This window comes from Verrucomicrobiota bacterium (assembly GCA_016871675.1).
Taxonomy (GTDB): Bacteria; Verrucomicrobiota; Verrucomicrobiia; order Limisphaerales; family VHCN01; genus VHCN01.
Map to the genome: position 1 here is coordinate 1 of VHCN01000104.1, position 7,221 is coordinate 7,221.

Genomic DNA, 7,221 nt, shown 5'->3' on the forward strand with positions numbered 1-7,221 from the left:
TTAACCGTGGGGTTGTAGGTTCGAGTCCTACCTCTGGAGCCAGGCCGACGGGCAATGCACTTCGTCTACGTTCTCGAAAACGCCACGGGAAAACTCTACGTCGGCCAGACCGAGAATCTCGACACCCGCTTGGCCAACCACAACCGAACGGATCGGATCGGCGGCAAGTTCGCCCGCAAGCATGGACCGTGGAGGCTGGTTTGGTCCGAGGCTCACTCGAATCGCGGCGACGCGATGGCACGAGAGCGTCACATCAAGGCGATGAAATCCTCCCGGTGGATTCGCGACCACCTGCTCAATGGGAGAGTCCCGACAGGTCGGGATTAACCGTGGGGTTGTAGGTTCGAGTCCTACCTCTGGAGCCAGGCCGACGGGCAATGCACTTCGTCTACGTTCTCGAAAACGCCACGGGAAAACTCTACGTCGGCCAGACCGAGAATCTCGACACCCGCTTGGCCAACCACAACCGAACGGATCGGATCGGCGGCAAGTTCGCCCGCAAGCATGGACCGTGGAGGCTGGTTTGGTCCGAGGCTCACTCGAATCGCGGCGACGCGATGGCACGAGAGCGTCACATCAAGGCGATGAAATCCTCCCGGTGGATTCGCGACCACCTGCTCAATGGGAGAGTCCCGACAGGTCGGGATTAACCGTGGGGTTGTAGGTTCGAGTCCTACCTCTGGAGCCAGGTTCCTTGCGGCCAGCCCTGCCGTGCGTCTCCTTTTCCGGCTGCGGCCCGAGGCGTTTCGGACACCACGGTTCAGGCGAAGGACCGCTGAAGATACTCCAGACTCTTCGTGGCGATCACCCCGGGTCCTTCGTCGTAGTTGAACACTTCCACCGAAACCCAGCCTGCGTAGCCGGCGTCCCGAAGCGCCGCGGCGATCGGGCGGAAATCCACATCTCCGAAACCGGGACCCTTCAAGTTCGCGTCGTTCGCGTGGAAGTATGCAAACCCGCCGCGCGACTCGCGGATGATCTGCGGCACGGGCTTGCCCATCGAGCACATCGCCTTCACGTCAAGGATCACGCTCATCGCCGGGCTGGCGAATTGCCGCGCGAAACGGATGCCTTCCTCCGCCGTGTTCACGAAGTTCGTCTCGGTCGGCGCGAGCGGTTCGAAGCAGATCACGACGCCGCGCTCCTCTGCGCGTTTCACGGAGAGACGGAAAACATCCGTGGCCCAAGCCCATGCCTGCTCGCACGTCACGCCGGGCAGGAGGTTTCGCTGTTTCGGCGAGCCGACGACGATGAACTTGCCGCCGATGTCCGCGCAGAAGTCCACAAGCTCGCAGAAGTATTGCGCCGTGCGCTCGCGCGTCGCGGCATCGGGCGACGTGAGATACATCCCCTCGGTCTGCGCGAGCACCCAGTGAATGCCGCTGATGGCGATGCCCGCGCGCGCCGCGGACTCGCGAATGCGCTCGCGCTCACCGGCGGTGACGTCGGTGACGTGCTTGCAGAGCGTAAATGGCGCCACCTCGACGCCGTCGTAGCCGGCCTTCGCGCACCACGTGAGAACGTCGGCGAGTTTCCAGTTCTGAAACGTCTCGTTGCAGATGGCAAACTTCATCGGTCAAGGCTCCGGGTTTGGAGTTCCGAGTTCAAGGTTCAATCCTCGATCGATGCGAATCACGATGGCATGAAGGACACGAAGGCGGAAGCTACCAGCCGCGACCCCGCAGGTCTGAAGATCGAAGCGGCGGAGAACTGCGCGGTCTGCGGGAAATCCACAATCCGGGCGTGCGGAAGCCGTGAGCCACACGGGGATTGGCGAACCGGCGAGCTACGGATTTGGAACCGACGACGGCTTCGGGATGAGCCCGGTTTGAAGGTTCAGTGCGATCTGCTTGTCAATCTCTGCCGCGAGGTCGATATCGGTGCCGCCCCAGCGGGTGCGGACTTGGGTGATGACCTGCACCTGCGTCGGCTTGACATCCGTGACGCTGACCCACACGGCCCGCTCGTTGCACTTCGCGAAAAAGGAGTGGTTGACGACATTCTCTGAGTGGATCACACCGTTGTCCTTGAGCGCCTGTCGCGCGGCATCTAAGACACGTTGCAACGGGAACTCGTAAAGGCTCACCAGCTTGTCCTTGCGGAAGGGCACGGCCGCTTTCGTGTGTCCGTCTACCGTCGCGATGCAACCAGTGTGCAGGAGCACCGCGGCGAGGACGGCTACGAGCGCGGCAGGCGGAAGAGAGTGTCTCAATTTCATTGTGGGGACTATGCAAGCCGATGCCCGCCGCGAGCGTCAAGCCAAACCTTGCGAAACCGGCCCCGGCGCGGCTCCCGACATTGGACCGGTCCGTTCCCGCAATCGCTCCACCACCCCGGTTTCGCATCATGCATTGGAGACCTCTGCAACACGTGTAGCGTCGAGGCTGCGCCTCGACGGAACCTGCCAGAGTCCTCGGAACGTCCGGCCACAGGCCGGACACTACACCGGCGCAAGATGGGTTTTGCAGAGGTCTCCATTGCGCATTTCGCACCACCGGACCACTGCGCGCTTCCTCCCGACTCCCACCCCTGTTACAACCACGCGCATGCAAGCCGTCCTCAGCTACCTTCGCGCGAACGAGCGGCGGTTCATCGCGGAACTTTCCGCCTACGTCCGCTTCCCGAGCGTCTCCGCGCAACCGCAGCACCGCGACGACCTCCAGCGCTGCGCGGAGTGGCTGACCGAGCATTGCCGCATGCTCGGACTTGACGCGACCCTCCACGCCACGCCCGGCAACCCCATCCTGCTCGCGCGCACGCCGCGCAAGAAGGGCTCGCGCAAGAAACACTTCGTCGTCTACGGCCACTACGACGTGCAGCCACCGGAGCCGTTCGAGTTGTGGAAGTCCCCGCCGTTCGAGCCGCGCATCGAGGGACGCAACATGTTCGCGCGCGGCGCGAGCGACAACAAGGGGCAGAACTTCGCGCACCTCAAGGCCGCCGAGGCGTTCCTGAAGACCAGCACCGAGCTGCCCGTGGACCTCACGTTCGTCATCGAGGGCGAGGAGGAAGTCGGCTGTGAAAACCTCGCGCCGTTCCTCCGCAAGCATCGCGAACGCCTCAAGTGCGACGGCGTCGTGATTTCCGACAACGGCATTCCCAGCCCGCGGCACCCGGCGCTCACCTATGCGTTGCGCGGCATACTCGCGATGGAACTGCGGCTCGACGGGCCCGACCGCGACTTGCACAGCGGCATCTTTGGCGGCTCGGTCGAGAACCCGGCGATGGCCCTGTGCCAGTTGATCGCCAGACTTCGCGACGCGAACGGCCGCATCACCGTCCCCGGCTACTACGACGACGTGAAGCCGCTCACCGCCTACGAGCGGAAGCAACTCGCGTCCGTGCCGCACAGCGACGCAAGTTACCAGAAATTCCTGGGCGCGCCCGCGCTGTCCGGCGAGCAGGGCTTCTCCTCCGTCGAGCGCCGCACGTCGCGGCCGACTTGCGAAATCAACGGGCTCACCAGCGGCTACCAGGGCGCGGGCAGCAAGACCATCGTGCCCGCTTGGGCCCGCGCGAAACTCACCTTCCGCCTCGTGCCCGATCAAGACCCCGCGCGCGCCGCGAAGCTCATCGTCGCGCACCTGAAAAAACTCTGTCCGCCCAGCGTTCGGCTCACGGTCGAAGTCGGCCACGCGGGCGAGCCTTACATCGTGTCGCCGACCGGCGCGCAGGCGCAGGCCGCGCTCCGCGCCCTGAAGGCCGGCTGGGGATACGAGCCCGTGCTTGCGCGCGAGGGCGGCTCCATCCCCATCGTGAATGACTTCCGGAAAATCCTCGGCGTGGACACCCTGCTGCTCGGTATGGCGCTCAAGGACGACAACCCGCATTCGCCGAACGAGAAGTTCGACCTCGATTGCTTCGCGAAAGGCATGGCCACCGCGGCGCACCTGTGGCGAGAACTCGCGGCGGCGTGAGGGCCGAGTCCATGCCCCGCTTTTACAACCAGCTCCCCTCCGCGCTGTCGGCCGGCCAGCCGTTCGCGCTCGGCATCATCTCCGGCGTCAAGGGCTCGAGCCCGCAGAAGCAGGGCGCGAAGGCGCTCTTCTTCGCCGACGGCCGCATCGTCGGCACGCTCGGCGGCGGCTGCCTCGAAGCCGAGGTGCAGGACCGCGCACGCCGCGCGCTCGCGTCCGGCAAGGCCGCGAGTTTCGAACTCGTGCTCGACCACGACTTCGGCTGGGACGACGGGCTCATCTGCGGCGGCAAGGTCACCGGGCTCATCCTCCCGCGCGCGACCGAGGCCGAAGCGTTGTGGCGGCGGATTGCAGGCGCGGGCGAACCGGTCGCGTGGGGCGTGCGTGAGGATTTTTCCATCGCCACCGGTGACGCCGCGGATGGCCCGTGGCTTTTCCACGAAGTGGTGCGCCCGCCGTGTGCGCTGTGGATTGCCGGCAGCGGCCACGTCGCACAAGCCGTGGCGACATTCGCCGCGCCGCTCGATTTCGAAGTGACCGTGTTCGACGACCGGCCCACGTTTGCCACGCCGCAGTTTTTTCCCGAGGGCACGGTCTTTCGCATCGGCTACTGGGAGGACCTGTTGCAATCGCCGCTTCCGGCGCGGCCGGCCTTCGGCCTCGTCGTCACGCGCGGCCACAACCGCGACGCGCTCGTGTTGCGGCGGTGGATCCACGAGCCGTTCGTGTTTCTCGGCATGATCGGGAGCCGGCGCAAGGCGCGGTTGATCTTCCAGCAGTTCCGCGACGAGCACCTCGCCACGGAAGCCGAACTCGCGCGCGTGCAATGTCCCGTCGGCGTGGCCCTCGGCGCGGTGAGCGTGCCGGAAATCGGCGTGAGCGTCGTCGCCGAGCTCATCCGCCGCCGCGCGGAATTCGTGCGGGATGCCGCGGGTGCGCCGGAGGCCCCGGCTCATGGTGCCCCTCACTAGCACCCGGCATTTGCCGGGTGCGCTTGCTTGCCTTGATGAATCTCGGAGTGCTCATCCTCGCCGCCGGCGCGTCCTCGCGGATGGGCCGGCCGAAGCTGTTGCTGCCGTGGGCGGGCACCACGATACTCGGCGCGCTGCTCGACCGGTGGACGCGGCTCGGCGCGCGCCAGATTGCCGTCGTGCGCGCGGCGGGCGGCGACGCGCTCGCGGCCGAACTCGGCCGGCTCCAGTTTCCGGCCGCGCAAGTCATTCTGAATCCGGAGCCCGAACGCGGAATGTTCAGCTCCATCCAATGCGCGGCGCGGTGGGACGGCTGGGACGGGGCGCTCACTCATTTCTGCATCTCGCTTGGCGATCAGCCGCATGTGCGCGAGGCGACCCTTCGTGGCTTGCTCGAATTTGCCGCGGCTCACCCGGCACGGTTCTGCCAGCCGTCCCGCGGCGGCCGCGGCCGTCATCCGGTCGCGCTGCCGGCCGCGGACTTCGCGCGCATCGCCCACACGACGGCCACGAACCTGAGGGAGTTTCGGAACGCGCCGCCCGGTCGTGTCGCGATGTGGGAATCGGACGATGCCGGGCTCGACCTCGACCTGGACACACCCGCGGACTACGCGCGCGCGCTGGCGGAATTCGGCGCGGGTGGTGATTCCGCTTGAGCAGGCGCGGATTCGGCGGGAAGGTTCGCGCACGATGAAGCGGCTTGTCATGGCCAGTGTGACCGCGCGCCTGTGGGTGTGCGCCGCGGTGCTGGCTGCAGCCGCACCACGGCCGTTTGTTCGCGGCGATGCTCGCGCCGCGGAACCAGCGACGAAACACGCCGAGTTCCGCGGCCGTATCGTCTGCCTCCTGGAAGAGCGGGCGCGTGACCACCAGTCGCCTTCGCCGCACAACCACGAGCACGAGTGGGTTTTCAAGACGACCGAAGGAAAACTTGTGAAGCTGGCGCGAACGAAGAACTCCGAGGCGCTCTTCGTGGATGCCCGGCTGCGGGAGAAGGCACTCATCCTCAAGGGGCAAATCCATCCGGCCACGGGCGCGCTGGAGGCCATCGTCTTCCAGTCCATGAAAGCCGGCGTGGCGCACTCGCTCTTCTACTGGTGCGACATCTGCACCATCCGCTCGATCACGCCGGGCGAGTGCGTCTGCTGCCGGGAACCGGTGGAGTTGCGCGAAATCCCCGTCAAGGACGACAAGCTCTGAGTGTCCGCGGGTGTTCCGCGCGCCTGTCACGCCGGCTAGGTCTTCCCCTTGCCTTTGATGACGATTTCAAAAAGCGCGGGCATCGGCGCGGAGTCCGCGGGCTTCACTGTCGCCTTCACGCGCACGCTTTTGTGTCCCGCGGTGGGTTCGAGGAGCTTTGGACTCTCGCCCTCGGCCGCGGGGCGGAGGCTCAGGATGAGCGGGTGTCCGCCCGGCGTGTCCCGCCCGCTGGCCTTGACCATCGCGGGATAAGCGGTGAACGCGTCGGGCTTCGTGTCCACCTTCGCCGGGATGAGCACGACGAAGAAGGGAAAGTCCGCCGTCCCGAGATGATCGCCGTCCTCGGGCTGCAACGCGAAGCGCATCGTGTAAACGCCCTCGGGCAGCTCGGTGTCGCGGTAGGTGCGGTGCTGCTTGCCCGTGACGGACACGACGCCGATGAGCCCGACGGGCTTGAAGCTCGCGAGCGCCTGCGCGGGCGACGCGGGCTTCGCGCCCACGGGCACCTCGCTGCAAAACCAGAACTCAAACACCGCGGAGTCGCCCGCAAGCACGCGCACGGCCTGCGGCGCGAGCAGGGCGCGAACCGACGCGCCGAGCGCAGCGGGCGGTTCCTTGGCGGCGAGCGTCGCGGTGAGTTCCGCGCCGGCCGAATTCGCCACGGCAGCGAGGCCGGTGAAGGTTGCGAGGAGGAGTGATCGGGAAGTCGGGAGCATTCGGTTCATGTCGCTGCAACTTGGACGGCGGCACAGTGCCCGGCGTTGCATTTGAACGCAAGTTTGTGGCGCCGCGGTCGGGCATTCAGTCTTCAGGGTTCCAAGTGCAGGGCGGCGGACGGGGCGGGACGCCTCTGGGCTGGACACTGTCCCGCCGGTCAGTCCTCCTGTTTGAGAAGGGGCAGTTCCGCCTTGTGCTTGCCAATCAACGTCAGGGTGAGCACGCCACTTTCGTCGCCGGCCTCCGGCCACCCTCTCCCCTCGTCCGACGAGGGGAGAGGGACGGGGTGAGGGGTGCAATCAAGTGAGAGCGCCAAGTCGCACCCGGTGCACTCGTCCTTCAGGTCAGGCCGCGCCCCGCGCGAATTCACTCCGCGCCATTACACCGCGGGCAATCCGGTTGGCAAAAGCAATTCT

9 protein-coding genes are annotated in these 7,221 nt (G+C 66.3%); 6 read left to right on the forward strand and 3 right to left on the reverse strand.

The features are described 5' to 3' along the window. Positions 1–33 precede the first annotated feature (33 nt). Together FJ386_14620 and FJ386_14625 are read left to right on the forward strand one after the other, a co-directional pair. Positions 34–327 carry a GIY-YIG nuclease family protein gene (locus FJ386_14620; GenBank protein ID MBM3877923.1) on the forward strand — a complete coding sequence of 98 codons (294 nt, stop codon included), beginning with the start codon at positions 34–36 and terminating at the stop codon, positions 325–327. Positions 328–377: 50 nt separating this feature from the next. Continuing rightward, positions 378–650, forward strand: a complete 273-nt coding sequence (locus FJ386_14625; GenBank protein ID MBM3877924.1) for a GIY-YIG nuclease family protein — start codon at positions 378–380, stop codon at positions 648–650. 110 nt (positions 651–760) lie between these two features. Here FJ386_14625 and FJ386_14630 read toward each other — a convergent pair whose 3' ends face one another. Further along, the gene (locus FJ386_14630; GenBank protein MBM3877925.1) at positions 761–1,573 is read right to left on the reverse strand and encodes a sugar phosphate isomerase/epimerase; all 813 of its coding nucleotides are present in this window, start codon (positions 1,571–1,573) and stop codon (positions 761–763) included. A gap of 213 nt (positions 1,574–1,786) precedes the next feature. Further along, on the reverse strand, positions 1,787–2,218 hold the full coding sequence (locus FJ386_14635; protein MBM3877926.1) for a DUF3568 family protein: 432 nt from the start codon (positions 2,216–2,218) through the stop codon (positions 1,787–1,789). 328 nt (positions 2,219–2,546) lie between these two features. On the opposite strand from FJ386_14635, the gene FJ386_14640 reads away from it, so the two are divergent. The 4 genes from FJ386_14640 to FJ386_14655 are packed head-to-tail and all read left to right on the forward strand — an operon-like array spanning position 2,547 to position 6,088. Next, a complete protein-coding gene (locus tag FJ386_14640; protein ID MBM3877927.1) occupies positions 2,547–3,917 on the forward strand; it encodes a dipeptidase in 1,371 nt (456 codons plus the stop codon). Between the two features lie 11 nt (positions 3,918–3,928). After that, a complete protein-coding gene (locus FJ386_14645; GenBank protein ID MBM3877928.1) occupies positions 3,929–4,888 on the forward strand; it encodes an XdhC family protein in 960 nt (319 codons plus the stop codon). After that, complete coding sequence (locus FJ386_14650; protein MBM3877929.1) at positions 4,744–5,544, forward strand: nucleotidyltransferase family protein; 801 nt, start codon at positions 4,744–4,746, stop codon at positions 5,542–5,544. Before FJ386_14645 ends, FJ386_14650 begins: the two co-directional genes overlap by 145 nt. A gap of 34 nt (positions 5,545–5,578) precedes the next feature. Then, positions 5,579–6,088, forward strand: coding sequence for a hypothetical protein (locus tag FJ386_14655; GenBank protein ID MBM3877930.1), 510 nt, complete (start codon positions 5,579–5,581; stop codon positions 6,086–6,088). A 35-nt stretch (positions 6,089–6,123) separates the two neighbouring features. Here the strand turns inward: FJ386_14655 and FJ386_14660 are convergent, their stop codons facing one another. Continuing rightward, positions 6,124–6,813, reverse strand: coding sequence for a hypothetical protein (locus FJ386_14660; GenBank protein MBM3877931.1), 690 nt, complete (start codon positions 6,811–6,813; stop codon positions 6,124–6,126). Positions 6,814–7,221 lie beyond the last annotated feature (408 nt).

Coding starts and splice junctions, on each gene's coding strand:
- FJ386_14625 (MBM3877924.1), top strand. CDS start 378: ATGCACTTCGTCTACGTTCTCGAAAACGCCACGGGAAAACTCTACGTC.
- FJ386_14630 (MBM3877925.1), bottom strand. CDS start 1,573: ATGAAGTTTGCCATCTGCAACGAGACGTTTCAGAACTGGAAACTCGCC.
- FJ386_14635 (MBM3877926.1), bottom strand. CDS start 2,218: ATGAAATTGAGACACTCTCTTCCGCCTGCCGCGCTCGTAGCCGTCCTC.
- FJ386_14640 (MBM3877927.1), top strand. CDS start 2,547: ATGCAAGCCGTCCTCAGCTACCTTCGCGCGAACGAGCGGCGGTTCATC.
- FJ386_14645 (MBM3877928.1), top strand. CDS start 3,929: ATGCCCCGCTTTTACAACCAGCTCCCCTCCGCGCTGTCGGCCGGCCAG.
- FJ386_14650 (MBM3877929.1), top strand. CDS start 4,744: ATGTCCCGTCGGCGTGGCCCTCGGCGCGGTGAGCGTGCCGGAAATCGG.
- FJ386_14655 (MBM3877930.1), top strand. CDS start 5,579: ATGAAGCGGCTTGTCATGGCCAGTGTGACCGCGCGCCTGTGGGTGTGC.
- FJ386_14660 (MBM3877931.1), bottom strand. CDS start 6,813: ATGAACCGAATGCTCCCGACTTCCCGATCACTCCTCCTCGCAACCTTC.